The organism is Collinsella ihumii (assembly GCF_900046475.1).
In the GTDB taxonomy this organism is placed as follows: domain Bacteria; phylum Actinomycetota; class Coriobacteriia; order Coriobacteriales; family Coriobacteriaceae; genus Collinsella; species Collinsella ihumii.
This window is the reverse complement of the sequence record NZ_FCOU01000012.1, coordinates 293,639-320,451: the sequence shown is the minus strand read 5'-3', so window position 1 is coordinate 320,451 and position 26,813 is coordinate 293,639. Positions and strand designations below refer to the sequence as shown.

At 64.7% G+C, this 26,813-nt stretch carries 31 protein-coding genes; 3 read left to right on the top strand and 28 right to left on the bottom strand.

Annotated features, from left to right (window positions below; translation table 11 throughout):
• Positions 1-8: 8 nt before the first annotated feature.
• From BN3789_RS10540 to BN3789_RS10450, 20 genes are all read right to left on the bottom strand, one after another.
• Complete coding sequence (locus BN3789_RS10540; RefSeq protein ID WP_066834115.1) at positions 9-950, bottom strand: DNA-directed RNA polymerase subunit alpha; 942 nt, start codon at positions 948-950, stop codon at positions 9-11.
• Between the two features lie 32 nt (positions 951-982).
• Entirely contained in the window at positions 983-1,576 is a 594-nt protein-coding gene (rpsD, locus tag BN3789_RS10535; protein ID WP_066834113.1) for a 30S ribosomal protein S4, read from the bottom strand.
• Between the two features lie 22 nt (positions 1,577-1,598).
• A complete protein-coding gene (gene rpsK / locus BN3789_RS10530; protein WP_066834110.1) occupies positions 1,599-2,009 on the bottom strand; it encodes a 30S ribosomal protein S11 in 411 nt (136 codons plus the stop codon).
• Between the two features lie 16 nt (positions 2,010-2,025).
• The gene (gene rpsM / locus BN3789_RS10525) at positions 2,026-2,400 is read right to left on the bottom strand and encodes a 30S ribosomal protein S13 (protein WP_066834107.1); all 375 of its coding nucleotides are present in this window, start codon (positions 2,398-2,400) and stop codon (positions 2,026-2,028) included.
• A gap of 15 nt (positions 2,401-2,415) precedes the next feature.
• A complete protein-coding gene (gene rpmJ / locus BN3789_RS10520; RefSeq protein WP_006363204.1) occupies positions 2,416-2,529 on the bottom strand; it encodes a 50S ribosomal protein L36 in 114 nt (37 codons plus the stop codon).
• A gap of 157 nt (positions 2,530-2,686) precedes the next feature.
• Positions 2,687-2,905: a translation initiation factor IF-1 gene (infA, locus tag BN3789_RS10515; RefSeq protein ID WP_009141477.1), complete on the bottom strand. Its 219-nt coding sequence runs from the start codon at positions 2,903-2,905 to the stop codon at positions 2,687-2,689.
• Positions 2,906-3,453: 548 nt separating this feature from the next.
• Positions 3,454-4,242: a type I methionyl aminopeptidase gene (map, locus tag BN3789_RS10510; protein ID WP_066834105.1), complete on the bottom strand. Its 789-nt coding sequence runs from the start codon at positions 4,240-4,242 to the stop codon at positions 3,454-3,456.
• The gene (locus BN3789_RS10505; RefSeq protein WP_066834102.1) at positions 4,239-4,865 is read right to left on the bottom strand and encodes an adenylate kinase; all 627 of its coding nucleotides are present in this window, start codon (positions 4,863-4,865) and stop codon (positions 4,239-4,241) included. The genes map and BN3789_RS10505 overlap by 4 nt, the downstream gene beginning before the upstream one ends.
• Before the next feature lie 17 nt (positions 4,866-4,882).
• Positions 4,883-6,175: a preprotein translocase subunit SecY gene (gene secY / locus BN3789_RS10500; protein ID WP_066834099.1), complete on the bottom strand. Its 1,293-nt coding sequence runs from the start codon at positions 6,173-6,175 to the stop codon at positions 4,883-4,885.
• Positions 6,169-6,618, bottom strand: a complete 450-nt coding sequence (gene rplO / locus BN3789_RS10495; protein WP_066834090.1) for a 50S ribosomal protein L15 — start codon at positions 6,616-6,618, stop codon at positions 6,169-6,171. The genes secY and rplO overlap by 7 nt, the downstream gene beginning before the upstream one ends.
• A gap of 3 nt (positions 6,619-6,621) precedes the next feature.
• On the bottom strand, positions 6,622-6,804 hold the full coding sequence (gene rpmD / locus BN3789_RS10490) for a 50S ribosomal protein L30 (RefSeq protein WP_066834081.1): 183 nt from the start codon (positions 6,802-6,804) through the stop codon (positions 6,622-6,624).
• Positions 6,805-6,806: 2 nt separating this feature from the next.
• On the bottom strand, positions 6,807-7,331 hold the full coding sequence (rpsE, locus tag BN3789_RS10485; protein ID WP_066834072.1) for a 30S ribosomal protein S5: 525 nt from the start codon (positions 7,329-7,331) through the stop codon (positions 6,807-6,809).
• 13 nt (positions 7,332-7,344) lie between these two features.
• Positions 7,345-7,707, bottom strand: a complete 363-nt coding sequence (rplR, locus tag BN3789_RS10480; RefSeq protein WP_066834071.1) for a 50S ribosomal protein L18 — start codon at positions 7,705-7,707, stop codon at positions 7,345-7,347.
• A 72-nt stretch (positions 7,708-7,779) separates the two neighbouring features.
• On the bottom strand, positions 7,780-8,316 hold the full coding sequence (gene rplF, locus BN3789_RS10475; RefSeq protein WP_066834070.1) for a 50S ribosomal protein L6: 537 nt from the start codon (positions 8,314-8,316) through the stop codon (positions 7,780-7,782).
• Between the two features lie 33 nt (positions 8,317-8,349).
• A complete protein-coding gene (gene rpsH, locus BN3789_RS10470) occupies positions 8,350-8,748 on the bottom strand; it encodes a 30S ribosomal protein S8 (RefSeq protein ID WP_066834069.1) in 399 nt (132 codons plus the stop codon).
• Between the two features lie 120 nt (positions 8,749-8,868).
• A complete protein-coding gene (locus tag BN3789_RS10465; RefSeq protein WP_039910329.1) occupies positions 8,869-9,054 on the bottom strand; it encodes a type Z 30S ribosomal protein S14 in 186 nt (61 codons plus the stop codon).
• An 88-nt stretch (positions 9,055-9,142) separates the two neighbouring features.
• Complete coding sequence (gene rplE, locus BN3789_RS10460) at positions 9,143-9,700, bottom strand: 50S ribosomal protein L5 (RefSeq protein ID WP_066834067.1); 558 nt, start codon at positions 9,698-9,700, stop codon at positions 9,143-9,145.
• Positions 9,701-10,212: 512 nt separating this feature from the next.
• Positions 10,213-11,424 carry a MalY/PatB family protein gene (locus tag BN3789_RS10455; protein WP_066834064.1) on the bottom strand — a complete coding sequence of 404 codons (1,212 nt, stop codon included), beginning with the start codon at positions 11,422-11,424 and terminating at the stop codon, positions 10,213-10,215.
• A 116-nt stretch (positions 11,425-11,540) separates the two neighbouring features.
• A complete protein-coding gene (locus tag BN3789_RS12465) occupies positions 11,541-11,687 on the bottom strand; it encodes a helix-turn-helix domain-containing protein (protein ID WP_079989280.1) in 147 nt (48 codons plus the stop codon).
• 235 nt (positions 11,688-11,922) lie between these two features.
• Complete coding sequence (locus BN3789_RS10450) at positions 11,923-12,531, bottom strand: DUF4203 domain-containing protein (RefSeq protein ID WP_066834062.1); 609 nt, start codon at positions 12,529-12,531, stop codon at positions 11,923-11,925.
• Between the two features lie 488 nt (positions 12,532-13,019).
• Between BN3789_RS10450 and BN3789_RS10445 the strand changes: the two genes are divergently transcribed.
• Positions 13,020-15,302 (top strand): 5'-nucleotidase C-terminal domain-containing protein, encoded by a 2,283-nt coding sequence (locus BN3789_RS10445; RefSeq protein WP_079989279.1) that lies wholly within the window; start codon positions 13,020-13,022, stop codon positions 15,300-15,302.
• Between the two features lie 193 nt (positions 15,303-15,495).
• On the opposite strand, the gene BN3789_RS10440 is transcribed toward BN3789_RS10445, so the two are convergent.
• Together BN3789_RS10440 and yqeB are read right to left on the bottom strand one after the other, a co-directional pair.
• On the bottom strand, positions 15,496-16,524 hold the full coding sequence (locus BN3789_RS10440) for an XdhC family protein (RefSeq protein WP_066834057.1): 1,029 nt from the start codon (positions 16,522-16,524) through the stop codon (positions 15,496-15,498).
• Between the two features lie 106 nt (positions 16,525-16,630).
• Complete coding sequence (gene yqeB / locus BN3789_RS10435; RefSeq protein ID WP_066834054.1) at positions 16,631-17,413, bottom strand: selenium-dependent molybdenum cofactor biosynthesis protein YqeB; 783 nt, start codon at positions 17,411-17,413, stop codon at positions 16,631-16,633.
• A 90-nt stretch (positions 17,414-17,503) separates the two neighbouring features.
• Here yqeB and yqeC point away from each other — a divergent pair, with 90 nt between their 5' ends.
• Entirely contained in the window at positions 17,504-18,211 is a 708-nt protein-coding gene (gene yqeC, locus BN3789_RS10430) for a selenium cofactor biosynthesis protein YqeC (protein WP_066834052.1), read from the top strand.
• 82 nt (positions 18,212-18,293) lie between these two features.
• Here the strand turns inward: yqeC and hydA are convergent, their stop codons facing one another.
• From hydA to dpaL, 6 genes are all read right to left on the bottom strand, one after another.
• Positions 18,294-19,661, bottom strand: coding sequence for a dihydropyrimidinase (gene hydA / locus BN3789_RS10425; RefSeq protein ID WP_066834050.1), 1,368 nt, complete (start codon positions 19,659-19,661; stop codon positions 18,294-18,296).
• A 102-nt stretch (positions 19,662-19,763) separates the two neighbouring features.
• Complete coding sequence (locus BN3789_RS10420; RefSeq protein WP_066834048.1) at positions 19,764-20,375, bottom strand: nucleotidyltransferase family protein; 612 nt, start codon at positions 20,373-20,375, stop codon at positions 19,764-19,766.
• Between the two features lie 105 nt (positions 20,376-20,480).
• Positions 20,481-21,425 carry a carbamate kinase gene (arcC, locus tag BN3789_RS10415; protein ID WP_066834045.1) on the bottom strand — a complete coding sequence of 315 codons (945 nt, stop codon included), beginning with the start codon at positions 21,423-21,425 and terminating at the stop codon, positions 20,481-20,483.
• A 267-nt stretch (positions 21,426-21,692) separates the two neighbouring features.
• On the bottom strand, positions 21,693-22,895 hold the full coding sequence (gene ygeW / locus BN3789_RS10410) for a knotted carbamoyltransferase YgeW (protein ID WP_066834338.1): 1,203 nt from the start codon (positions 22,893-22,895) through the stop codon (positions 21,693-21,695).
• Positions 22,896-23,036: 141 nt separating this feature from the next.
• Positions 23,037-24,443, bottom strand: a complete 1,407-nt coding sequence (locus tag BN3789_RS10405; protein WP_066834042.1) for a YgeY family selenium metabolism-linked hydrolase — start codon at positions 24,441-24,443, stop codon at positions 23,037-23,039.
• Positions 24,444-24,518: 75 nt separating this feature from the next.
• Positions 24,519-25,733 carry a diaminopropionate ammonia-lyase gene (dpaL, locus tag BN3789_RS10400; RefSeq protein ID WP_066834039.1) on the bottom strand — a complete coding sequence of 405 codons (1,215 nt, stop codon included), beginning with the start codon at positions 25,731-25,733 and terminating at the stop codon, positions 24,519-24,521.
• 278 nt (positions 25,734-26,011) lie between these two features.
• On the opposite strand from dpaL, the gene BN3789_RS10395 reads away from it, so the two are divergent.
• Positions 26,012-26,665, top strand: coding sequence for a helix-turn-helix transcriptional regulator (locus tag BN3789_RS10395; RefSeq protein WP_066834037.1), 654 nt, complete (start codon positions 26,012-26,014; stop codon positions 26,663-26,665).
• Positions 26,666-26,813 lie beyond the last annotated feature (148 nt).

Here is a 26,813-nt window from a genome sequence, read left to right as displayed (position 1 = left end):
ACGGCGCGTTAAGCCTTCAGGCTCAGGCCCATGGACTCGAGCTTGTCCTTGACTTCCTCGATGGACTTCACGCCGAAGTTGCGAATGTTGAGCAGGTCGTTCTCGGAGAACTCGACAAGCTGACGCACGGAGTGGATGCTCGCGCGCTTCAGGCAGTTGTACGAGCGCACCGAGAGGTCGAGATCCTCGATCTGCTTGTCGAGCTCAGCGTTGTCGCTGGTGGTCTCGGGGGCGAAGATCGAAACCTCTTCCTCAGCCTCGGGGGCGTCCGCGAGGTTCATGAAGGCAGCCATGTGCTGGTTGATGATGTTAGCAGCCTGGACGACGGCCTCACGCGGCGAGAGCGCGCCGTTGGTCTCGATCTCGAGGACCAGGCGGTCGTAGTCCGTGTGCTGCCCGACGCGGCACGCCTCGACGAGCTTGGCGCAGCGACGGACCGGCGAGTACAGCGAATCCACATGGATGACACCGATGGGATCGTTGTCGCGCTTGTTGCCCTCATAGGACACGTAGCCGCGGCCGTAGCCGATGCGCATGCTCATGGTGAGATGGCCGCCCTCGTTGAGGGTGGCGATGTGCTTGTCGGGGTTGACGAGCTCAAACTCGGACGGGATGAAGAAATCCGCACCGGTGACCTCGCAAGGGCCGTCAACCGAGATGGTCGCGGTACCCTCGTCCGTGGTACCGAGCGAACGGAACACCAGACCCTTGACGTTCAGGACGATGTCCGTGACATCCTCGACCATGTTCGGGATGGTCATGAACTCGTGCTGAGCACCATCGATCTGGATAGCCTCGACCGCGACGCCCTCCAGAGAGGAGAGCAGAACACGGCGCAGCGAGTTGCCCAGCGTATCGCCGTAACCGCGCTCAAGCGGCTCGACGGACACGCGGGCGGACGTCTCGTTGATTTCCTCGACCTGAACCTGGGGCCTAATGAATTCTGACATGTAATACCTCCAGCTTCAGCAGCCCAAAAGGACTACTTAGAGTAGAGCTCGACGATGAGCTGCTCGTTGATGTCGCCGCTGATCTGCTCGCGCGCCGGGTAGGACAGCACGTTGCCGGACAGCTTCTCGATATCAACCTCGAGCCAGCCGGGGACCTCAAAACGCTCAGACTGGATGAGGGCCTCCTTGATGGGGAGGAGGTCACGATACTTCTCGCCGACGGCGATGACGTCGCCGGGCTTGACGAGGTAGGACGGGATGTCGACGCGACGGCCGTTCACGGTGAAGTGACCGTGACGCACGGTCTGGCGCGCCTCCTTGCGAGTGCGGGCGAAGCCCAGACGGAAGACCACGTTGTCGAGACGGGTCTCGAGAATCTTCATGAGGTTCTCGCCGGTGATGCCGTTCATCTTGCGGGCGCGGACGAAGTAGCCGTGGAACTGCTTCTCGAGCACGCCGTAGATGAACTTGACCTTCTGCTTCTCGCGAAGCTGCATACCATACTCGGATTCCTTGCGGCGACGCTTGGGCTGACGCTTGGATTCCTTGCCGCTGTAGCCCAGCTCAGCGGGATCGATCCCGAGCTGACGGCAGCGCTTGAGAACCGGAGTCCTATCGATTGCCATAGTTTATCGATCCTTTCAGGAGTTACACGCGGCGACGCTTCTTGGGGCGGCAGCCGTTGTGCGGGATGGGAGTCTTGTCCTGGATGCTCGAAACCTCGAGGCCGGCGGCCTGGAGGGAGCGGATGGCGGTCTCACGACCGGAGCCGGGGCCCTTCACGAAGACGGCAACCTTGTGCATGCCGTGCTCCATGGCGATCTTGGCGCAAGCCTCGGCAGCCATCTGGGCGGCAAACGGCGTGGACTTACGGGAACCCTTGAAACCGACGGTGCCAGCGGACTTCCAGGCGATGACATTGCCCTGGGCGTCCGTGATGGACACGATCGTGTTATTGAACGTGGAACGGATGTGGGCCTGACCCACGGAAATGTTCTTACGGTCGGAGCGCTTGATACGACCGGCCTGAGCATTACGCTTGTTCTTAGCAGTAGCCATTGGTAGTCAGTCTCCCTTATTTCTTCTTCTTGGCACCGATCTGACGCTTCGGGCCCTTGCGGGTGCGAGCGTTGGTGTGGGTGCGCTGACCACGAACAGGGAGGCCCTTGCGGTGACGGAGGCCGCGGTTGCAGCCGATGTCCATCAGACGCTTAACGTTCTGGTTGCGCTCACGGCGGAGGTCGCCCTCGACCATGATCTGATTCTCGTCGATGTACTTACGGATCGCGTCGACTTCCTCGTCGGTGAGGTCGCGGACGCGCGTGTCAACGTTGATGTTGCAATCATTGCAAATCTTCGTGGCGGTGGTGCGGCCGATGCCGTAGATGTAGGTCAGACCGATCTCAACACGCTTCTCGCGCGGAAGGTCGACACCATTGATACGGGCCAACGTTGGTCTCCTCTCTTAGCCCTGACGCTGCTTGTGACGGGGGTTCTCGCAGATGACAAGAACCTTGCCGTGGCGTCGGATGATCTTGCACTTATCGCACATCTTCTTGACCGAAGGACGTACCTTCATCGTTCTTCCTCTCGGTAGTGCTCAAACTACAAAACAATGGAATGTATCTACTCGCCCAGCCGCAGGCGTGAATAACTGAAGGCTGGCCTATACATGCAAACGCGATCGAGAGGCTGAGCGAACCTCGCGATCGTGCGATTGCCGTATGATGCGGTCGCTACTTGTAGCGATACGTAATGCGGCCGCGGGTGAGATCGTAGGGAGACAGCTCCACGACGACCTTATCGCCCGGGAGAATGCGGATGTAGTTCATGCGGATCTTGCCCGAGATAGAGCAAAGCACCGAATGACCGTTCTCGAGTTCAACGCGGAACATGGCGTTGGGCAGCGGCTCCGTGACCGTACCCTCGAGTTCGATAGCATCTTCCTTCTTCAACGCAGCATCACTTTCTCTAGAAAACGACAGCAACTGAGAATAATAACAAAAAGCGTTCCGGGGTGGTCATTTTCGTAATGGCTCCACAATTCCATGCCCACCGGTCGTCTGTTCTGCCTTCGGCTCGCGCGGAACATACGCGAACCGAGGGCAGAACAGACGACCTACGTTAACCTCGTCGAGGTCACTCGCCGCAGCTTGGGGGCTGGATAGCCCGGGAGGTGCGCATCGAGCGCACCTCCCGGGCCGCTCAAGCGAATGTACCGGTTGCAACTCCCCTAGTCACCAATTGGAATGGAGGAGTGCGCGGGCAACGCCCGCGCACCGTTGGCTGTGAGTGGCACCGAAGGTGCCCGAACAGCCAACGCAACCAGCAAAGTTTAATGTGCTTCCCTACTCCCTAACAGCAGGATCCCCCTTATACAGAGTTTTGCGCAAGTTCCGCACGAGCCGAAGGCGCCAGTGGCGCCTTCGTGCGAGCCCAGGACTGCCCGCAGCGCAAAATTCTGTATAAGGGGGATCCGCAAAGGGGCCCCAAGGGACGGGTCCTACATAACCCCGCCCTGCATAGAACACCAAGGTCCACGCTCATCGACCGTCAGGATGACCGGACCGTCGTCGGTGATCGCGATGGTGTTCTCATAGTGGGCGGCGGGCAGATGGTCGTTCGTCGTGACGACCCAACCATCGGTACCCGTCGTCACGTGATTAGTGCCAAGCGTGATCATCGGCTCGATCGCGATGACCATACCGGCTGCCAGCTTCACGCCGCGACCCTTCTTGCCGTAGTTCGGCACGTTGGGGTCCTCGTGCATGTTGCGGCCCACGCCGTGGCCGACGTAGTCGCGGAGCACGCCGAAGCCGTGATCCTCCGCAAGCGTCTGGACCGCATGCCCGATGTCGCCCAGGTGATTGCCCGGAACGGCCTGCTCGATGCCGGCCTTCAGGCAGTCGCGCGTGATCTCGCACAGCGTGCGGACCTCCTCGGAAGGCGTTCCGCAATAGAAGGTCCACGCGTTGTCGCCCACCCAGCCGTCGACGATGGCTCCCGTGTCGATGGACACGATGTCGCCGTCGCGCAAGATGACATCCGGGTTGGGGATGCCGTGAACGACCTGATCGTTGATGCTCGCGCAGATCGTGCCGGGGAATCCGCCATAGCCCTTGAAGGCCGGGATGCCGCCGTGCATGCGGATGATCTGCTCGGCGAGCTGATCGAGCTCGAATGTGGAGACGCCGGGGCGCACCATGGCCCCAACGCGGCGGAGCGCCATCTTAGACAGCGCTCCAGCCTTCTTCATCTGCTCGATTTCTTCTGCAGACTTGATTTTGATCATAGACCGAGGACTTCCTTCGCACGGGCGTAGACGTCGTCGATGGCACCGGTGCCGTCGACGATCTTCAGCTTGCCCTGACCGCGATAGTACTCAACCAGCGGAGCCGTGTTCTTCTCATACACGTCCAGACGGTTGGCGATCGTCTCGGGCTTGTCGTCGTCGCGCTGATACATCTCGCCGCCGCACTTGGGGCAGACCTCGTCGGCCTTGGTGCCCGTGTAGCCGCAGTCGCGGCAGGCGCGGCGAGAGGACAGACGGGAGATGATGACATCGGCGGCAACGTCAACGAGCAGCGCGCACTCGAGCTCATGGCCGAGAGCGGACAGCTCGGAGTCGAGCGTCACGGCCTGCATCGTGTTGCGCGGAAAGCCGTCGAGGATGAAGCCCTTCTGCGCGTCGTCGGCAGCAAGGCGCTCCTTGACCAGATCGATGACGAGCTGATCGGGAACGAGCTCGCCGGCATCCATGTACTTCTTCGCCTGGACGCCGAGCTCGCTGCCGCTCTTGACGGCGGAGCGCAGAAGATCGCCCGTGGAGATGTGGGCGACGCCGTACTCGGCGACGAGCTGCTGGGCCAGCGTGCCCTTACCGGCACCGGGACCACCCAAAAGCACGATGTTCATGGTTGTCTCCTAACCCTTTATTTGAAGAACCCGTCGTAATCGTACATCTTGAGCTGGCTCTCCACCTTGGAAATCGTGTCCATCACAACACCAACCATGATGAGGATGGAGGTGCCGCCGAATGCCTGGATGAGCGAGTTGCCCGTGAAGGAGAACACGATCGAGGGCACGATGGCGATGATGGCCAGAAAGACCGCGGAGGGAAGCGTAATCTTGTTGAGCGCGTTCTTGATGTAGTTCGCGGTGGCGCGGCCCGGACGGACGCCGGGGATGAAGCCGCCCTGGCGCTTGAGGTTCTCGGCCGTGTCATCGGGATTGAACACCATGGAGGTGTAGAAGTACGCGAAGAACACGATGAGGACCACGTTCAGCACCCAGTTGATCCAACCCGAGGACAGCGCGCCGGCGACCGCCTGAATCCAGTCGATGCCGGGGAAGAACACGGCGAGCTGGGCCGGGAAGTACAGAAGAGCGCTCGCGAAGATGATCGGGATGACGCCCGCGGTGTTGACCTTGATCGGCAGGTAGGTGGACTGGCCACCCATGATGCGACGGCCGACGACGCGCTTGGCGTACTGGACCGGGATGCGGCGCTGACCGCGCTCGACGAAGACGATGAGCGGGATGACGCACAGGATCACGACCACGATCACCAGCGTGAGGATGATGTTCGCGGTGCCGCCATCGGAGACGGACGCGAACACGGCCTGCGGCAGGCCCGCCATGATGTTGGCGAAGATGATCAGGCTCATGCCGTTGCCGATACCGCGCTGGGTGATGAGCTCGCCGATCCACATGATGAGCATGGCACCCGCCACGAGCGTGCCCACGATCATGATGTCGAAGATGACCTCGGGCGCACCGGCACCGTTGAACTGGATGCCGAAGCTCTTGAACAGGAACAGGTAGCCGATGCCGTTCAGAATGGCAAGCGCCAGTGTGAGGTAGCGCGAATACTGGGTGATCTTGGTCTGGCCGACCTCGCCCTCGCGCGCGAGCTCATGCAGGCTCGGGACGACGCTCTGAAGCATCTGGAGGATGATCGAGCTCGTGATGTAGGGCATGATGCCCAGCGAGAAGACAGAAACGTAAGAGAGCGCGCCGCCGGAGAAGAGGTTCAACAGGGCCATGGCGCTCTCGGCGACCGTGTTGTCGCCGTTCAGGCCGAAAAGGCCCGCCATCCCCGCGACGGGGATGCCGGGCACAGGTACGTGCGCACCGAGACGGTACAGCACGAGCATGGCGATGGTGAACGTGATCTTGCCGCGCAGCTCCTTAATACGGAATGCGTTTTTAAGACCAGTTAGCACGGCAGCTCGACCTTTCCGCCAGCGGCCTCGATCTTGGCCTTGGCAGAAGCCGAGACCTTGTCGACCTTGACCGTGAGCTTCTTCGTCAGATCGCCGTTGCCGAGCACCTTGACGGGCTCGAACTCCTTCTTGATGATGCCGGCGGCCTTAAGGGCGGCACCGTCGACGACAGCGTCGTTCTCGAACTTGAGCTCGAGGGTGGAGACGTTCACAGCGGTGTACTCGATGCGACGCGGGTTCTTGAAGCCGGGGAGCTTCGGCAGACGCATCGCGAGCGGGGTCTGGCCACCCTCGAAGCCGGCACCCTTGGTGCCGCCGGAGCGGGAACCCTGGCCGTTCTGACCGCGACCAGCGGTGGTGCCGCCACCGGAAGAGTTACCGCGGCCGACACGCTTACGCTTATGCGTGGAGCCCGCGTTGGGCTTAAGATCATGAAGCTGCATTGCTTACTCCTCTACAATCTCGACAAGGTGCTTAACCTTGAAGATCATGCCGCGAACGCTCTCGTTGTCGACGATCTCGCGCACCTCGCGGATGCGGTGCAGACCGAGGGAGCGGACGGTCCTCTTCTGGTCCTCCTTGCAGCCGTTGGTGCTGCGGACCTGCATAATCTTGATAGTCTTAGCCATGCCTACTTCTCCTTCCCGACAAACAGCTGGGAAACGGTGAGGCCGCGGCGGGCTGCGACGTCTTCAGGGCTGGAGAGCTCCTTGAGGCCCTCGGCAGCAGCCTTGATGATGTTCAGGCCGTTGTCGGTACCCAGGGACTTGGACAGGACGTTCTTGATGCCGGCGAGCTCGAAGAGGGGGCGCACGGCGCCACCGGCGATAACGCCGGTACCCTCGACAGCGGGCTTGATGATGATGCGGCCGGCACCGAAGTGGCCGATGACCTCGTGAGGAATGGTGCCCTCCTCGGTCACGGGCACGTGGAACATGTTCTTCTTGGCGTCGAGCGAAGCCTTGGAGATGGCCAGAGGCACCTCAGCGGACTTGCCCATGCCCAGACCGACGTTGCCCTTGCCGTCGCCGACGACGACCAGAGCCACGAGCGACATGCGACGGCCGCCCTTGACGGTCTTGGAAACACGGTTGATGAAGACGACGCGCTCCTCGAACTCGGAGGCCTCGCGCTGCTGCTTTTGATTACGAGCCATAGCTACATACCTCCTAGAACTTCAGGCCGGCGGCGCGGGCGCCATCGGCGAGGGCCTTAACACGGCCGTGATAGATACGGCCGCCACGGTCGAAGGTGACAGCCTCGATGCCGGCCTCGATGGCGCGCTTGCCAACGAGCTGGCCGACCTTCTCGGCAGCCTCCTTGTTCGAGGTGTGCATGCCCTCGAACTCCTTCTCGAGCGTCGAGGCGGACACGAGGGTGTGGCCCTTGGTGTCGTCGACGATCTGAGCGTAAATGTTCGCGTTGGTGCGGGTCACGCGCAGGCGAGGACGCTCGGGGGTGCCGAAGATCTTACCGCGGACGCGACGCTGACGGCGCTTGAGGCCTTCCCTCTTCGCCTTGTGCTTATCCATGAAATACTCCTTAGAAGTAACGTGCCAACACCTGACGGGGTGATGGTCTTAACCGTTATGCGCAGGTGCTTACTACTTGGCGGCCTTACCGAGCTTGCGACGGATGTGCTCGCCGACGTAGTGGATACCCTTGCCCTTGTAGGGCTCGGGCGGACGCTTGGAGCGGATCTCGGCGGCAACCTGGCCGACCTGCTGCTTGCTGATGCCCTTGACGTTGATGTGCGTGTTGTCGGGCACCTCGAAGGTGATGCCTTCGGGAGCGTCGTAGGTCACGGGGTGGGAATAGCCGAGGGAGAGGTCGAGGGTGTTGCCCTTGAGCGCAACACGGTAACCGACGCCGGCGAGCTCGAGCTGCTTCTGGAAGCCCTCGGAGACGCCCACGACCATGTTGTGGATCAGGGCGCGGGTGAGGCCGTGCATGGCGCGGGTCTCACGCTCGTCGTCGGGACGGGAAACGGTCAGTACGTTGTCCTCGACGCTGATGGTCAGCTTGCTATAGAAATCATTCTCAAGGGTGCCCTTGGGGCCCTTGACGGCAACATGGGTGCCGTTGACTGCCACTTCGACTCCGGCGGGAATCTGGACAGGCTTATTACCGATACGAGACACGGGTGTATCCTTTCCTTCTACGCGCCGAGTACGTTACCAAACGAAAGCGATGATCTCGCCGCCGACACCCGTGGCACGGGCGTCGCGGTCGGCCATAACGCCGCGGCTGGTGGAGATGATCGCCGTACCGAGGCCGCCGCGGACGCGGGGCAGCTCGGCGACACCGGCGTACTTGCGCAGACCAGGCTTGGAGATGCGCTTGATGCCGTTGATAACCTTGGTCTTCTTGGGGCCGTACTTGAGGGTGATGTGGAGGGTCTTCTGGGGAGCGGTGTCCTCGACCGAGTAGCTCTCGATGTAGCCCTCCTCGTAGATAACGCGCGCGATCTCCACGAGCTTCTTGCTGCTCGGCATGGAGACCTCGGCCTTGTTCGCAGAATTCGCGTTACGAATGCGCGTAAGCATATCTGCGATCGGGTCTGTGACGTTCATGCAGATTCTCCTTCGTTCTTGATGAACCTGTGCCACCGGTTCTCGCCCACCCGTAGCGGGCAAGCCCTTTGACACGATCTTCCGTGCAACGCGGACGCATCCGCGTGCGCTGGCAGTGACTTACCAGCTGGCCTTCTTGATGCCGGGAAGTTCGCCCTTGAGCGCAAGCTCGCGGAAGCAGACACGGCACAGCCCGAACTTGCGGTAGACCGAATGCGGACGGCCGCAGCGCTGGCAGCGGGTGTACTCGCGCGTCGAGAACTTCTGCTTGCGGTTGCACTTGACGATCATCGATGTCTTAGCCACTTATTTCCTCCTCACTACTGAGTATTGTTCGCTCCGCGCGGGCGGCAGGCCGGATTGCCTGCCGCCCGCGTTGTCGGAGCAGATGAACCTATTTCTTGAACGGGAACCCGAAGGCGTCCAGAAGGGCCTTGGCCTCTTCGTCGGTCTTCGCGGTCGTCACGATGGTGATATCCATACCACGGGTGCGATCGACGGAGTCGAAGTCGACCTCGGGGAAGATGAGCTGCTCGGTGACGCCCATGGAGAAGTTACCACGGCCGTCGAAGCTCTTGGGGGAGATGCCGCGGAAGTCGCGGATACGGGGGATGGCCACCGAAGTCAGGCGGTCGAAGAACTCCCACATGCGGTCGCCGCGCAGGGTGACCTTGGCGCCGATCGGCATGCCGGCACGCAGGTGGAACGAGGCGATGGACTTGCGGGCACGGGTCACCATGGGCTGCTGGCCGGTGATGACGCGCAGGTCGCGGACGGCACCCTCGATGGCCTTGGAATCGGTCGCGGCCTCGCCGACGCCCATGTTCACGACGATCTTCTCGAACTTCGGGATCATCATGACGTTCTCGTACTGGAACTTGTCCTGCATCTGCTTCTTGACCTCGTTGAGGTACTTGGCCTTCAGACGCGGAACGTACTTCTCCTCTGCCATGTCAACTCCTTTGGGGTTTTAAGCACGGGGCGGTGCGCAGCGCTTCGATGGCCGGTATGCTCGACCTCGCGCGTTGCTGTCCTCGTGCCTCCTGCCGCGATCGTGTCGGTTATGGCGTACCGGCACAACGAAAAACCGGCAGGAGCCGGGCAATACGAGTCGGTATGATACGCGCATGCGCCCGAGATTGCCAGTAAAAGCTTGTGTGCTGCGGAAATCCACAATTGCAGCGTGGACGCCCCGCTCGTCCCTCGGCCTCATTCGCCGTTGCGCGCGCCGTTGCGGGGCTGCCTGCTTCTGTCGCTTCGTTCATCCGCTTCGTTCCGCCGCTTCGTTCCGTCGAGAAGGGCACAGCAGGGGTCAATGACACAAACTGGGCAATTTGGCACGCTAAGAGCCTATGTTGACCTCCCTTAGCGTGCTATTCTGCCCAGTTTGTGTCATCGACCCCCTGCTTTCGTGTTTGAGCGCATGTTCACAAGGCGGACGGCGGGGCCGATCGGCGCCTCCCCTTACGCGTTGAACACGTACCGGTCCAGGCGCTCGAACGCTTCCTTCACGCGGGCGAGCGGCAGTGCGAGGTTCACGCGAATGTGGCACGGGCCGTGGAAGGGGCGGCCGTCCTGCCAGCCCACGCCCACGCGCCAGCCGGCGTTCAGAACCCAGTCGATGTCTTGGCCGCAGCGCTCGCACCACTCGGTGCAATCCAGAAAGAGCATGTAGGTGCCCTGGGGCTTGGACACGCGCACGCCGTCGAAATGTGCGGCGATGTAGTCGCATGCCCAGTCCACGTTGCCCGCGATGACCTCGCGCAGCTCGTCGACCCACGCGTAGCCCTCGGGCTCATAGGCACCGAGCAGCGCGTGCATGGAGAGCACGTTCATCTCGTTGTAGTGCGGCTTGGATGACTGAGCCAGCACGCGGTCGCGCAAATAGTCGCTGTAGATGATGTGGTAGCTGCCCACGAGGCCGGCCAGGTTGAAGGTCTTGGAGGGGGCGTAGAGGGCCACGGTGCGATTGCGGGCGTCCTCGGACACCGACTGGGTCGGGACGTGCTTGTGGCCGGGCAGGATGATGTCGGACCAGATCTCGTCCGAGATCACCACGCAGTCGTGCTTGGCGTAGATCTCCATGGCGCGCTCGATCTCCTCGCGCTCCCACACGCGACCCGTGGGATTGTGCGGCGAGCAGAAGATGGCGGCGTGGATGGTGCGCTCGGACAGCACGCGCTCCATATCCTCGAAATCCATGCGCCAGACGCCGTCGTCATCGAGCTTGAGCGGCGAATGGACGATGCGAAAGCCCGCATTGGTGAGCGAGTTGGTGAAGCCGATATAGGTCGGGCTGTGAACGAGCACCTCGTCGCCGGGCGCCGCGAAGGCGTTGAGCGTGGAGATGACGCCGCCCAGCACGCCGTTCTCGTAGCCGATATGCTTGGGCTCGAGACCGACGACGTCGTTGCGGCGGCTCTGCCACTCGATGATCTTGGAGAAATACTCCTCGCGGGGCGTGAAGTACCCGAAGTGCGGCTGCTTCACGCGCTCGATGATGGCGTCCTGGATGGTGGGGACCACCGGAAAGTTCATGTCGGCGACCCACATGGGGATGAAGTCGAAGCCGTCCTGGGGCGCGGCGGGGGCAGCGCCACCGGGTATGCCGATGCCGTCGACGGCGATTGCATCCTGTCCGTGGCGGTTGATGATTAAGGTGAAATCGTAGATCATGCGTCCGTCCTTTCATAGCGTCCGTCCGCAATGATACCCCGATGTGGCGAGACGTTTGGAGCGGTGTTTCTACCTGGCGCCCTCCGTTGGGATGACCGGCCGTCATCCCAACGGCGCTATCTCTTCACCGCTTGCAGGTACTTATAGAGGGTCGGCACCGAAACGCCCATCTCCTCGGCAACCACGTGCACGGCGCCTTTCATAAGGAATACGCCCTCGTTATAGATCTTGCGCAGCACTTCGATTCGCTCCATGCAGCTCATGCGGGGCTGGTTGGAGACGGGTTCGTTTCAAGTCATCGAGAGTACGCTATAGGCACGCCGCCCTGTCGACGGTATGCCATAGGCACACTTTTGGGCGAAAAACGTGCCCATGCCGTACCGTGGATGGGGCGGCGTGCCTATAGCGTACTCTCGATTCGGACGGCGCTGCGGGACGCGCGGGAAGCGCCCTGCGGCGCGGGCGGGCATCAGTCACTACATCAGCGCGTCAGCGACTCTAATCTTGCCGTTTCTGGACCAGCGCGCCGACGATCGTGAGCACGACCGTGCCGATGAGGATGGACGTTCCGTGCGCCGCGGAGAATTCCCCGCCGATGTAATCGGAAAGCGCGGTGAACGTGGCCATGGCGTCCCCGGGAACGGCGAGTGTGCCCAGGCTCCCAAAGGCCAAGACCGCCGCGAGCACGTTGGAGACCACGAACGTCGAGCCGGCGTAGGCGGTGCCCAGGCGCACGAACAGGTCGCACCAGCGAAGCGCCGCAAGGCCCACGAGCAGCGCGCCGAGGGCGATAACCACGCCCAGGTAGGCGCTGGCCTCTTGGGGAAGCAAGATGCCGATCACAAAACCAAGAGCCGCACCGGACACGGCGCCGACCAGGAAAACGCCCGCCTTATAGACGAACTTGGACAGCAGGGCCGCCACAACGCCAAACACCACGGCGACCACGAGCGAAACCGATGAGCCGTCGGTCGACGACAGGCCGATATTCAGCACGCCCAAGAACACGAGCGCGCCGAGCATGAGGTAGAACAGCTTCTTGCCGTAGAAGCACGCGGCGACGCCGACCGCGATGTTCACGAGCAGATACAAGACGACATACTCCATGAAGACAACCCCTTTCAGATCGTCGAAGAGGACCCGCACATGGTACACGACATCGACCGCGCATTTATATAAGAGCGGGCGCGGTTCCCGTCCTTTTACGCAGGGGCAGGCCGCATGGCGCGCGGGAGAACCCTCTGCAGCAGACAAGAGCACCTAGAGGAGAAGGCGACGCCTCCGCCCAACATGCCGCCCGCTCGCGAACGGCACTGCGACGGCGTAGACATGCGGAAGCAAGGAAAGCGCAAGTGAACCATACCGGTGCAGCCCGAGCCCGCAGGCGCCCGGCGCGGAGGCGCGAGCGCAACGCGAAGCGATCGGCCTCTCCCCGGGCGAGACATGCGCGCATTCGTGAGGTGCGGGGGCGCCGTTCGAACACGAAATCGAGCGCTCGGCCTAATATTCTTGCCCCCCTCTCCCCCGTCCACCATATATTGAGCGTGTACGTACCCACCGCGCGCCGCACGGCGCGCACGCAGAAAGGGTTCCCTATGGGAGATGCACACCTCACCTGGAGGGCCGGCGCACGGATCCCGTTGGCGCGACGGCTCGTCATGGCGCTCTGCGCCGCAGCGCTTGCCATCGCGTGCCTGCCGCAGGGCGCGCTCGCGGCGGACGGCACCGCATCCGGCGTCATCCAGATCCTGCACGTCAACGACACGCACGGCCATTACGAGCTCACGCACTATGCCGACGAGGATGACGAGGAGGGCACGCCGGTCAACGCATACGCGGTGCTCGCGGGCCTCATGTCCGATGCGTCGTCCACCGTCGTCCTGGACGCGGGCGACACGTTCCACGGGGACTCGTTCGCCACGGTGAGCGAAGGCGCAAGCATCGCCGAGCTCCTTGACGCCGCGAACGTAGCCGCCACCACGCCGGGCAACCACGACTGGAGCTACGGGGCCGACCGCCTGGCGGAGCTCGACGCCGACCATGACTTTGCGGTGCTTGCGGCAAACGTGGTGGACGCGGACACCGGCGCGCCGTTTTTCGAGCAGCAGTACCAGCTTGTCGACCTCGAGGTCGCAGGTGAGCAGCTGACTCTCGGCATCGTGGGCGTCATCGACGAGTCGTTCTACACCTCGACGCCCGCGGCGAACGTCGAGGGCCTGGCGTTCACCGATCCCGTCGACGCCGCCGTCGACGCCGCCGAGGCCGCCCGCGCCGCCGGTGCGGACATCGTCGTCTGCCTGACGCACAGCACCGACCCGCAGGGCTTCGCCTCCCACGTGAGCAGCATCGATGCCGTCGTCGCCGGGCACGAGCACGTTCTGATCGACGAGGTCGTGACCGCCGCGGACGGCCGCGAGGTCCCCGTGGTCGAGGAGCCCTCGAGCCCGTCCGGCGAGTACTTCGGGTCCATCGGCGTGCTCGCCCTCGCCGTTTCCGAAAACGCCGACGGCACCTGGTCGGTCGCCGGCAGCGAAAGCGAGCAGATCGACACCGCGGGCCAGTACGCCCTCGCCGACGAGGGCGTCGAGGCCCTTACCGACGAGCTCGCCGCCCGCAACGCCGAGATCCTCGACGAGGTCGTGGGCACGAGCAGCACCGAGTACGCCTACTCCACCACCGAGCTGCCGGGCGGCTGGGAGCGCATCCGCACCGAGGACATGCCCATCGGCCACGTGGTAACCGGTTCGTATCTGGCGCTTACGGGCGCCGACCTCGCCTTCGAGAACGCCGGCGGCATTCGCGGGGGCGTGCCGGCGGGCGACGTCACCGCAGGCGACCTCATCTCGATCTCGCCCTATGGGAACACGCTGGCAACCTATGAGCTGACCGGCGCGGACATCCTCGCGACCATCGAGCACTCCCTGTCCATCTCCAAGGCCTGCCGCGACGTCCTGGCCGCGCAGATCGAGGCGCTCGAGTCGGGCGAAGACCCCATGCAGTACAGCTGGCCGAGCAACTCCGGCAGCGTGCTGGTGGTGGGCGGCGCCACGATGGAGATCGACTGGGACGCCGCGGAAGGCGAGCGCATCGTATCCATCGAGATGGCGGACGGCAGCGCGTTCGATCCGGATGCCACCTACACCGTCGCCATGAACAGCTATCTGCCCGGTGCCACCGACGAGTACCCAGCCTTCGCGACCATGCGGCTCGCGCAGGAATGGGGCAGCTGCGAGCAGGCGCTGCGCGCGCTGGTCGCCGACGCCTCCTGGGAGCAGCAGGTAGACGACCTCACCGGAACGATCACCTACACCGAGCGCGTCTTCCCCGACGCGGACCCGACCGCATGGTATTACGAGGCCGTGGTCTGGGCGGCCGAAAACGGCGTCTTCCACGGTTACGATGACGGCACTTTCGGCGTGGACGACCCGCTCGCGCGCGAGCAGGCCGCCGCGGTGCTCTACAACTATCTGGGCGGCGAGCCGGGCGCGCCGGACTCCGGACTGGCCGACGTCGCGGACGAGTGGTATACCGACGCCGTGAACTGGACGGTGGCGCACGGCGTCATGACCGGCTACGAGGGCACGAACCTGTTCGGCGTGGGCGAGGCGCTCACCCGCGAGCAGTTCTGCTCCGTAATCGCCAAGGCCACGGGCGCCGACCTGGCGCATGTCGACGAGACCGTGCTCAACGAGTTCGCCGACGCCGAAAGCATCTCGGATTGGGCGCGGCCCGCCGTCGCCTGGGCCATCCAGCAGGGCATCATCAACGGCGTGGAGCACGACGGGGCCCGCACGCTCGAGGGTGCGCGCGGTGCCACGCGCGCCGAGATGGCCGCCCTCATGAAAAACGCCGTGGATGCGGGCGTCCTGCAGGCGTAGCGCCTTCCCGCGGTTCGGCACGCATCCGAAATACAGCACGGGGGCGCCCGCGATTCGTCGCGGGCGCCCCCGTGTTTGGAGATGTTTTCCTAGGGAACCACCGGTCAATTGCTTTCGCGGCAGGCGCCCGCCACGGGGCCGACCGGTGCGGAATGAATTGACCGGTGGTTCCCTAAACGCCGTCCGACGCCCCCTAATGGATGCGCGGCAGCAGCACCGTGCGGCGATGCAGGATCATCTCGGCGGCGATGCTCACCGCGATCTCCTCAGGCGTCTCGGCCTGAATGGGCAGACCGACGGGCATATGCACCTGTGCGACCTCCTCGTCGGAAAAGCCCGCCTCGGCGAGCTGGGCGCGCACGAACGCGGTCTTCTTGGCGCTGCCGAGGCACCCTAGGTACGTCGGGTGGCACGCCAGCGCCTGCACCACGACCTCGCGGTCGCTCTTGTGGCCGGACGTCGCGCAGACGACGAAGTCGCGCGGCCCGATGGAGCAGAAGTCCCCGATGCTGCCGTAATCGACCAGGCGGCGCTCGACCGTCGCGGGCATGAGGCCCTCCTCGAGCATCTCGGGCCGATCGTCGCAGGCGACGACGGCAAAGCCGGTCGCCGCGAGCGTCGAGGCGAGCGCGCGGCCCACGTGGCCGCAGCCGAAGATGTAGGTGTAGCCCTCGGGGCTGACGGGTTCGAGGTAGCGCTCGCAGGAGATCCCCGCCTTGATGTCGGCCTGGCGCTCCGGGAACACGATGGACGCCGGGACCGAACCCGCGACGGCGCGTTTGGACCCCTCGCCGTGCTCCGTGGAGTCTGCCGCCCCCTCGCCGAACACCGAAAGGTCGAATGAGAGCACGCCCTCGCCGCGCTCGGCCAGGATGCGTCGCTCCTGAACGAGGACGTCGCGCAAAGACGCATCGACCAGCACGTGGCACAGCGTGACCGCTCCCCCGCAGATCATGCCGGTATCGCTCTTCTTTCCGCCGATCGTGTAGCGGACCAGGCAGCTCTGCCCGGCATCGAGCAGGCCGCGCGCATCGGCCATCGCGATGTTCTCGACGCTGCCGCCGCCGACCGTGCCCAGAGCCGACCCGTCGGAGAACAGCGCCATCCATGCGCCCGCCGAGCGCGGCGCCGAGCCGTGCGTCTGGGCGACAAACGTCAGCTCAGCCGGCTCTTGCGCATCCAGCGCCCCCAGCAGGCGGTCAACGATCTCAATCTTGTTCATAGGTCCATCCTTTGCGGTTGAATGCCCGGAAACGGCGCCGAAGGTATGTCCCCTTCATGCAAACATGCACGAACGAGGTACGTCCCCCTCGTGCAATACGTCCCCGTCATGCACGGAAGTGGCAGAGGGCCTCCAGGACGCCGCCGCCCACGGCGGTCGCCTTGTCCGAAACGGTCTTGACGAACGACACGTCTCCGCGCGGGTCGATATCGCCCGCCTTCATCCCCTTGAACGCGGGCACGCCGGGCGCCAGCAGGCCGCGCAGCACGCCGTCGATCGTGGCGAGCATGGGCTCGCCCGCCACGCGCCCGACCACCTCGCCCGCCGTGACGATGTCGCCGATCTCGTGGACGCACTCGAACGGGCCGTCGGCGGGGCTCCGCAGCACGCGCTTCGCCCCCACGCCGGCGATGATGCCGGGAACGCCCGTGTTGGCGATGGGCGAGCCGGTGTAGAGCACGCGGCCCAGATAGTGGCCGCGCTTGGTCTCCACCGCCGCATGGCAGTCCTCGCCCGCGGTGAAGCCGGGGCCCACGCCGATGACGATGGGCGCCATGTCCATCGTGGTGCCGAGGTTGCGCTTGGCGAGGATGGCGTCGACGACCGCGTCGGGCGCCAGGTCCGCCACGAGCTCGGCGTTCGGGTCGACCGCGACCGCGACCTCTCCTTGCTCCACGATTGCGCGCAGCTCGTCGGGAGTTGCACCCAAGCTGGCGCGCACGTCCTCGACGCGCGCGCTGCCGCACCGGATGGCCTCGGAGAACGCCACGGTGCGCCGGATGCACGTGGGCTCGGCGATATCCGCCATGACGACCGAGATGCCGGCGCGGTGCAGGCGCAGCGCGATGCCGGTCGCCAGGTCGCCCGCCCCTCGAATGAATGTCAACATGCCTGTTTCGTCCTTTCGCTTATCAGATGCCGCCCGCGCCGTTGCATCCGTGGTACCGTGTCCCACAAACCCCGTAGGCAGGGAGGACCCATGAGCGACATCACGACTCTCGTCGATATCCTGGAGCCGATTCGCGGCATCACCGCCGTGATCGGGGGCGGCGGCAAATCGACGCTGCTCGCACGCGGCGGGCGCACCCTCTCGCAGCGCGGGCACCGCGTGGCGCTCGCCACCTCGACCCATATGCTTCCCGTAGACGGCCTCGCCTATGCCGCGACGCTCGAAGAACTCGCCCCGGAAGCGCGCAGGGCCCCGCTCATCCAACTCGGATGCCTGGAGGCATCGACCGGCAAGCTCACCGCGCCGGCCGAGCCCTGGGACTCGATCGCCGCGGCCGCCGACTACGTTCTCGTCGAGGCCGACGGGTCGCGCGGCCTGCCGTTCAAGGCGCACAGCGAGCGAGAGCCCCAGATTCCGAGCGGCTGCTCCCGCGTCATCTACGTCGCGGGCGCGACCGGGTTCGGCCTGCCCATCTACGACGTCGTGCACCGCCCCCAGCTCTTCCGCGATCTGCTCGGCGTGGCGATCGACGAGCCGGCGTCGCCCGAGCTCATCGCGGCGGGCATCGTCGCCGAAGGACTCGTGGGCATGCCCGACGACCTCGTGATCGTCAACCAGGCCGAACGCCCGGGCGCCCAACGAGATGCCCGTGCGCTCGCCGCGGCGCTCACGCCGCTCATCGACTGCCCGGTCTTCGCCGGAAGCCTGCGCGACGGCGAGCTCGTCCGCCTCGCGTAGGCGTCAGGCGGCCTCAGCCGGCGCATCCGCCATCGGGGACGGATGCACGCGGCAGGTACGTCCCCGATGATGCACGTCCGGGCTATCCGCGCTCGACGTATCGGCCCGGCTTCTCGCCGGTCGGCTCGCCGTCGCGCGCCGCGAGCACGCCGTTCACGTACACCAGGTGCGCGCGGCCGTGAGCCTCGAGGCCTTCATAGGGCGTGTAGTCGACCGCCTGCTGCTGCGTCGCCGCCGAGATGGTCCACCGCGCCGCGGGATCCCACACGCAGATGTCGGCGTCAGCGCCCTCGGCGAGGCGCCCCTTGGCGGGCCACATGCCGAACACCCGCGCCGGGCCCTCGCTCATGAGATGCATGAGCTCCATGGGCCCGAGCTGCCCCTCGAAGCTCGTCGCCATGACGGCGGGGCGGTGCTCGATGCCCGGGCCCCCGTTGGGGATGCGGGTGAAGCTGTCGCGCCCACGATCCTTCTGGCCGTGAAGGTTGAAGGAGCAGTGGTCGGTCGCGATGGAGTCGACCTCGCCCGCCAGCACGGCCTCGCGCAGGGCGGCGATATCGGCCGGCTTGCGCAGCGGCGGGCTCATCACGTACTTGGCCCCCGCGAACCCGTCGTCGCCCTCCTCCAGGTACCTCGTGTCGTCGAGCGTGAGGTACTGCGGGCACGTCTCGACGAAGATGCCCTGCTGGCCGCGGGACCGCGCCGCACGGATGGCGTCGAGGCCGAGGCGCGTGGACAGGTGCACCACGTTGACCTTGGCGCCCGCGATGTTCGCGAGATACAGCAGGCGGCTCACCGCATCGGCCTCCGCCTCGGCGGGACGCGACAGCGGGTGGCCCTCCGGGCCCGTGACGCCCGCCGCCAGCACCTCGCGCTGCAGCTCGTTGACGATGTCGCCGTTCTCGCAGTGCACGCACAGCACGGCGTCCAGATCGCGCACGCACTCCAGGCACTGGAGGGTCTCCGCGTCGGTCAGGCGCAGGTGGTCGTAGGCGAGGTACGTCTTGAACGAGCTCACGCCCGCCTCGCGCATGCGCCGCATCTGCGCCGCGCTGTCCTCGCCCCATTCGGCGATGGCCATATGGAATCCGTAGTTCGCCGTGCACGTGCCGTCTGCGCGCCTGTGCCATTCCGCAAGCGCCTCGTCCATGGTCACGCCGCGGTCGGCCGTTGCGTAGTCGACGACGGTCGTCGTGCCGCCGCAGGCGGCCGCACGCGTACCGGTCTCAAAGCTGTCCGCGGTCCAGTCCATGCCGGTCCAGCACTGAAGGTGCGTATGGGCGTCGATGAAGCCGGGAAAGACCCAGCACCCCGCGGCGTCCTCGACCGTATCGTCGGTCCCGGGCTCTATGCTCGCCGCGATGCGGGCGATCTTGCCTCCATCGAGGGCGATGTCGCCGCGCCGCAGGCCTTCTGGGCACACCAGGGCCCCGCCTTTGATGATGATCATGTGCCAAGCTCCTTTCTTGTTCGGTTCGCGCATGTCGTGTCAGCTCCCGGATGCGCGCTGCCCGCGAGCGCGCATCCGGCAACCGGCCCGAAGCGCCAGCCCCTATCCCGCCATGCCCTCCAGGGCGCGGCAGGCGGCCGCAAGGTCCTCCGGCGTGTCCACGTCCATCAGCTCCTCGGCGCGCACCGCCTCGACCATAGACACGTCCACGGCCCCGCTGCGCAGAAGCGAGGAACCCCCGTCCTTGCCGGCAAGGCCCATGAGCGCACCGAAGCATGCGCGCGGGAACAGCACCGGGCTCGCGGGAGCACCCTGCCATGCCAGGCGCCATGCGCGCGCCGGGTCGCCCTCGAACGCCCGCGCGAGCGCCTCGTAGCTCGCAGGCAACACCAGCGGCTGGTCGCCGGGAACGAACAGGCAGCCGTCCCAGCGCGCGCCGCCCGCCGCCAAACCGGCCCGGACCGAATCGCTGCGAAACCCTCCCTCATGCAGGGCAACCGGCACCCCGGGCGCCATGCCGTCGAGCACGCGCGCGACCTCGGGCCAGCGCGTGGAGACGACGACCTCGAAGCGCTCCGCGGGCACCGAGCGAACCGTGCGCACGACCAGCGGCATCCCGCCCGCATCGGCGAGCAGCTTGTTGCGCCCCGCGCCGGCGATCCTGGCAAAACGCCTGCCCTCGCCCGACGCCATGATCACGCACCCGATCCGCATCCTGCACCTCCGTCCGCCACAGCCCGTCCCGTCAGGCCCCGCTTCCACCATAGCAAAATGGGATGCCCCGCAGGGCATCCCATTGGAAGGAGAGGTATCCGAACCTTATGCGCGCGCGATCGTGGTGCCGGTCTTGCCCGCAAGGCCGTCCGCCGCCTTCTCGAGCAGCGTGATGAGCGACGTGCGCCCCTCCTTGCTCTCGACGAACGCGGTGGCAGCCTGGACCTTGGGCAGCATGGAGCCGGTGCCGAACTCGCCGGCCTCGCCAAGCTCGTTGGCGCGCTCGGGCGTCAGCGTGTCCAGCCACTCCTCGTGGTCGGTGCCGAAGCCGATGGCGACCTTCTCGACCGCCGTCAGGATGACGAGCGAGTCGGCATCGAGCTGCTCGGCGAGCTTCTCGGCCGCGAAATCCTTGTCGATGACCGCTGCCGCGCCCTTGAGGTGATGACCCTCGGTCGGGATGACGGGGATGCCGCCGCCACCGCAGCAGACGACCACGTGATCGGATTCGACGAGCGCGGAGATGGTGTCGAGCTCCACGATCGAGACGGGCTTGGGGCTCGCCACGACGCGGCGGTAGCCCTTCTTCTCGTCGTGCATGAAGTCGTAGTCGCGCTCGCGCGTGAGCTTGTCGGCCTCCTCCTCGCTCATGAACGGGCCGATGGGCTTGGTCGGGTTCTCGAACGCCGGGTCGGCGGGGTCGACCTGGATCTGGGTCAGCACGGTGGCGACGCCCTTGTTCATGCCGCGGTCGAGCATCTCCTCGCGCAGGGCGTTCTGCAGGTCATAGCCGATGTAGCCCTGGCTCATGGCGCCGCACACCGACAGCGGGCAGGGGATGTACTTCTCGGGATCGGAGCGCGTGAGCTCGGCCATCGCGTTGGCGATCATGCCGACCTGCGGGCCGTTGCCGTGCACGATCACGACCTCGTTGCCCTCCTCGATGAGGTCGACGATGGCGCGCGCGGTGATCTTGACCGCAGCCATCTGCTCGGGAAGATTGGATCCCAGCGCATTGCCACCAAGGGCAACAACAATACGACGAGACATGAATATCACCTTTCACGATGTGCTTTAAAACTGCAGCAGCGCCCGGGCGCGGCAGAGCGCACCACCCGGGCGCTGCGGCCACGAGAGAGGACAAAGGGTATGTCCGCTTCATGCGGGCTTTACCTGCAAGATCGAGAAGGCATGGGGAGAAAGGAGCAAACCCATGGCGGAGAGGGAGGCAAATGAGCACAACCTTGCAGGTAAAACCCGCATTGCGGGTTCCGGGACGGCCCCTTCTGAGCAGGAGCCGTCCCATAAGACGGTCGATTACGCCTGGTACCAGCGATCCTTGCCGGCAGCCTCGAGAGCCTTGAGGGTCTCGACGGGGTTCTTGCACTTCTGCAGGAAGATCATGGCCGCGATGGCGTAGGGCTTGTACGAGGCCTCCTTGTACATACCGACGCGGTGATCCTCGAAGACGTCAGCGTCGACCTCGCCGTGCTCGCAGGACAGGCCGGAGATGTCGGCCGGCAGCGGATGCATGTAGATGGTCTCCTGGCCGTGAGCGGTCTTCTCCATGAGTTCGCGGGTGGTGCACCAATCCTGGTGGGTGGCGTTCTGGGCCAGCAGCTCCTTCTCGAGCGCCTTGATGCCCTCGTCGTCGCCCTCGGCGTAGAGGTTGGTGCGCTTCTCCATGGCGGCGTAGGGAGCCCAGCTCTTGGGGATGACGATGTCAGCGCCCTCGAACGCCTCCTCCATGCTGTGGGTCTTCTTGAAGGTGGCGCCGGACTCGGCGGCGAACTTGCCGGCGATGTCCACGAGCTCGGGCATCAGGTCGTAGCCCTCGGGGTGAGCGAGCGTCACGTCCATGCCGAAGCGGGGCAGCAGGGTGATCAGAGACTGCGGGCAGGACAGCGGCTTGCCGTAGGAGGGCGAGTAGGCCCAGGTGACGGCGACCTTCTTGCCGCGCAGGTTCTCGATGCCGCCGAACTCGTTGATGAGGTAGAGGATGTCGGCGGTGGACTGGGTCGGGTGGTCCATATCGGACTGCAGGGACACGAGCGTCGGACGATGGTCGAGCACGCCGTCGGCATAGGACTCGGCCACGGAGTTGGCGACCTCGCGCATGTAGGCGTCGCCCTTGCCGATGTACATGTCGTCGCGGATGCCGATGACGTCAGCCATGAAGGAGATCATGGTCGCGGTCTCGCGGACGGTCTCGCCGTGAGCGATCTGGCTCTTGCCCTCGTCGAGGTCCTGGAGCTGCAGGCCGAGCATGTTGGAGCCCGAGGCGAAGGAGAAGCGGGTGCGGGTGGAGTTGTCGCGGAACAGGGAGACGGCCAGGCCGGAATCGAAGATGCGGGTGGAGATGCCGCGCTCGCGCAGGTTGCGCAGGGCGTCGGCGGTGGCGTACAGAGCGCGGAGCTCCTCCTCGGACTTCTCCCAGGTCAGCAGGAAGTCGCTCTCGTACATGCCGGAGTAGTCGAGGCCGGACAGGGTCTCGAGCAGCTCGTTGAACTTCTGGTCCATGGTCATATCCTCTCTCTTTTCGCCCCTGGCGACAGGGCGGCCGATACACGAAGGGAAGCGGACGCGCGGATGCGTCCCACGGGAGGGCCCGCGCGGCGAAGCATGGGATGAAGCCGCGCGGACACTCCTCGAAATGGGGTCTTACTGGATGTCGTTGTCCGTGGCGCCGGCACGGAACACGGTCACGTCATCGATCTTCTTGGACTCGTCGTACAGGTTCAGCGCGGCGGTGTAGAGCGCGGCGCAGGTGACGAGGTCCTGCTTGTAGGTGACCTCGTTGGGAGCGTGGGCCTGGCTCTCGGCGCCCGGGCCGAAGCCGACGCAGGGGATGCCGTAGCGGCCCTGGATGGACACGCAGTTGGTGGAGAAGGTCCACTTGTCGGTCAGCGGGCGGCCGGCGCGCTTGTCCATGGACTGCTCGACGCCGATGCGCTCATCGCCGTACAGGGCGTGGTGGGCGTCGACAAGCGCCTGCACGTGGGCGGCGTTCTCGGCGTTGATCCAGGTCGGGAAGTAGGCCTCGGTCTCGTAGACGGTGCCCTTCCAGCTCGGACGGTCGTACATGTACATGGAGACCTCGACGTCGTCGCCGTACTTCTTGACGGCCGGCAGGTTGCGGATCTCGTCGAGGCAGGAGTCCCAGGTCTCACCGGCGGTCATGCGGCGGTCGATGGAGATGGCGCAGGAGTCGGCGACGGCGCAGCGGCTGGGGCTCGTGTAGAAGATCTGGGAGACGGTGCAGGTGCCGCGGCCCAGGAAGCGGGCGTCCATGTAGTGCTCGGGGTTGTACTTGGGGTCGAGCATCTTGACGAGGCCCTTGATGGACGTGGACTCGTCGCAGCCGTTGTTGTTGAGGGCGCGGACATCGGAGATGATGTCGGCCATCTTGTAGATGGCGTTGTCGCCGCGGTCGGGAGCGGAGCCGTGGCAGGAGACGCCGTGCACGTCGACGCGGATCTCCATGCGGCCGCGGTGACCGCGGTAGATGCCGCCGTCGGTGGGCTCGGTGGAGATGACGAACTCGATCTTCTCGCGAGCGTCCTCCGGACCGTCGAAGTACTTGTTGACGATGTACTGCCAGCACATGCCGTCGCAGTCCTCTTCCTGGACGGAGCCGACGACCATGATCTTGTAGCCCTCGGGGATGAGGCCCATGTCCTTCATCATCTTGGCTGCGTAGGTAGCGGAAGCCATGCCGCCCTCCTGGTCGGAGCCGCCGCGGCCGTAGATGACCTCGTCGTCCTCGTAGCCCTCATAGGGGTCGTGGGTCCAGTTGTCGCGGTTGCCGATGCCCACGGTGTCGATGTGGGAGTCGATGGCGATGATCTTGTCGCCCTCGCCCATCCAGCCGATGACGTTGCCCAGGCCGTCGACCTCGACCTTGTCGAAGCCCAGCTTCTCCATCTCGGCCTTGATGCAGGCGACGACCTCGCCCTCCTCGCAGGACTCGGACGGATGGGAGATCATGGCGCGCAGAAACGCGGTCATGTCGGGGCCGTAGGCCTCAGCAGCCTTCTTGATGGCGTCGAAATCGAGTTCCTTGGTCATTGCAGAAATCCTCTCTCGCATGAGTTGATACACGACTTGCCTTCTCGATGGGGCCTCTCCCCCATCTGGTTTGCACTACTCGGCGGGATACGCGCCGTCCCAGACGACCTTGCGGTAGTTCACCGGATCGGTGTCGCCCTCGGTCGAGAACATGAGCACGGAGCTCTCGGAGGTGAGACCGATGGCCTCGCGCAGGTCGGCGTACTCATCGGACTCCATGAGCGTCGTGATGAGGCCGGCTCCCACGGCACCGGACTCGCCGGAGATCACGCGGGGGTCGCCGGAAAGCGGGGCGCCGAGCACGCGCATGCCCTTGGCGGCCACCCAGTTGGGGCACGCCACGAAGACGGACACGTGGTTGCGCAGGATGTCCCAACCGAGCGTGTTGGGCTCGCCGCAGGCGAGGCCGGCCATGATCGTGGGCATGTCGCCGTCCACGATACGGGGCTCGCCGTCGCCGGCAACCGCGCCCTTGTACAGGCACGCGGCCTCGTCGGCCTCCATGACCACGAAGGTCGGCGGGTTATCGGGGAACAGGTTGGTGAAGTAGCCCACCACGGCACCGGCGAGGGAGCCGACGCCCGCCTGGACGAACACGTGGGTCGGACGCTCGACGCCCGCGGCGGCGAACTGCTCGGCCGCCTCGGAGGCCATGGTGCCGTAGCCCTCCATGATCCAGCTCGGGATCTCCTCGTAGCCGTCCCATGCGGTGTCCTGGACGATAACGCCGTTCTCGCAGGCATCGGCCTCGGCGGCGGCCATGCGGACGCACTCGTCGTAGTTGACGTCCTCGATGGTCACCTGGGCGCCCTCGGCGGCGATGTTGTCGAAGCGGCTCTTGACCGAACCCTTGGGCATGTGGACGACGGCCTTCTGACCGAGCTTGTTGGCGGCCCATGCCACGCCGCGGCCGTGGTTGCCGTCGGTGGCGGTGAAGAAGGTGGCCTGGCCGAAGTCGCGGGCGAGCTCCTCGCTGGTGAGGTAGTCGTAGGTCATCTCAGAGACGGGCTTGCCGGTCTTCTCGGCGATGTAGCTCGCCATGGCGAACGATCCGCCCAGGACCTTGAAGGCGTTGAGACCGAAGCGGTAGCTCTCGTCCTTGACCGCAAGGTTCGCAAGACCAAGGTCTGCCGCCAGGGCATCGAGCTTGGCGAGCGGGGTCACCGAGTACTGCGGGAAGCTCTGGTGGAACGAGCGGGCGGCGCTGACGTGCTCGAGCGACATGATGCCCAGGTGGGCGTCATCGCTTTTAGGCATCTTGTTCGCAACCCATTTGATCTGATCGGCCATGCTGTTGTTCTCTCCTTTTTGGCTCACTTTGCCGGTGTGTGGGATACGCGCTCGCCCTTTTGGCAGTTGTGGCCGACTGGGCTGAACTTTTATCTGAACACCAAACAAAAAGTTTTGCTGACCTAGTTTTACCACAGGGGATAAAGCTGAGTCCAGACAGATTGTTTGGTTTCATAAACGGTTGGAATCTGCCGGTAAACGGTATATTCCTTGGGCATTTGTGCTCTAACTATATTTATGTCAGGATATACCTAACAAAAAGTTTGGAAGGAGGTTACATGTCCCCAGCGCAGATTGAGTTCTATCGCCGTCTTGCCAAGGGTCTTGCCCTTCAGTTCGGCCCCAACTGCGAGATCGTCATCCATGACTTGGAGTCCGACGATCTCGACCATTCCATCGTGGCGATCGAGAACGGACACGTGTCTGGGCGCCATCTGGGTGACGGCCCCAGCCATGTAGTCCTCGAGGCGCTCCACGACGCGCCCGACAAACTTGAGGACCGCCCGCCGTATCTCACCAAGACGTCGGACGGCAAGCTCCTGAAGTCGAGCACCATCTTCATCCGCAACGAAGCCGGCTGGCCGTGCGGGATCTTAGCCATCAACTTCGACATCACGCTGATGACGGCGTTTTCCGGCACGCTGGCCTCGCTCATCGGCACCGGTGATCACAACGAGCCGGAACCCATCGCCAAAAACATCGGTGACCTGCTTGACGACCTGTTCGGCGAGTGCGAGCAGATGATCGGAAAGCCTGCCGCCCTCATGACGAAGGAGGAGCGTGTGCGGGCCATCGGCTACCTCGACCAGCGCGGAGCGTTCCTGATCAGCAAGTCCAGCCAGAAGGCATGCGACTTCTTCGGGATCTCCAAGTACAGCTTCTACAGCTACCTGGACGAAGCCAAGGCCGCCTCGGACGATGGTCAGAAGTAGCGAAACCGCACATACGCGCGGCAGCAGGCGGGGGGCGGGGCTCGATATGAGTCCCGCCCCCCCGCCTGCTTTTGGTACGCATACCATGGTTTTGGGGCATTGTTGGCGAGCCAGGAGCACCCGAGCCCCGGCGCGCTTCAATTTGGTA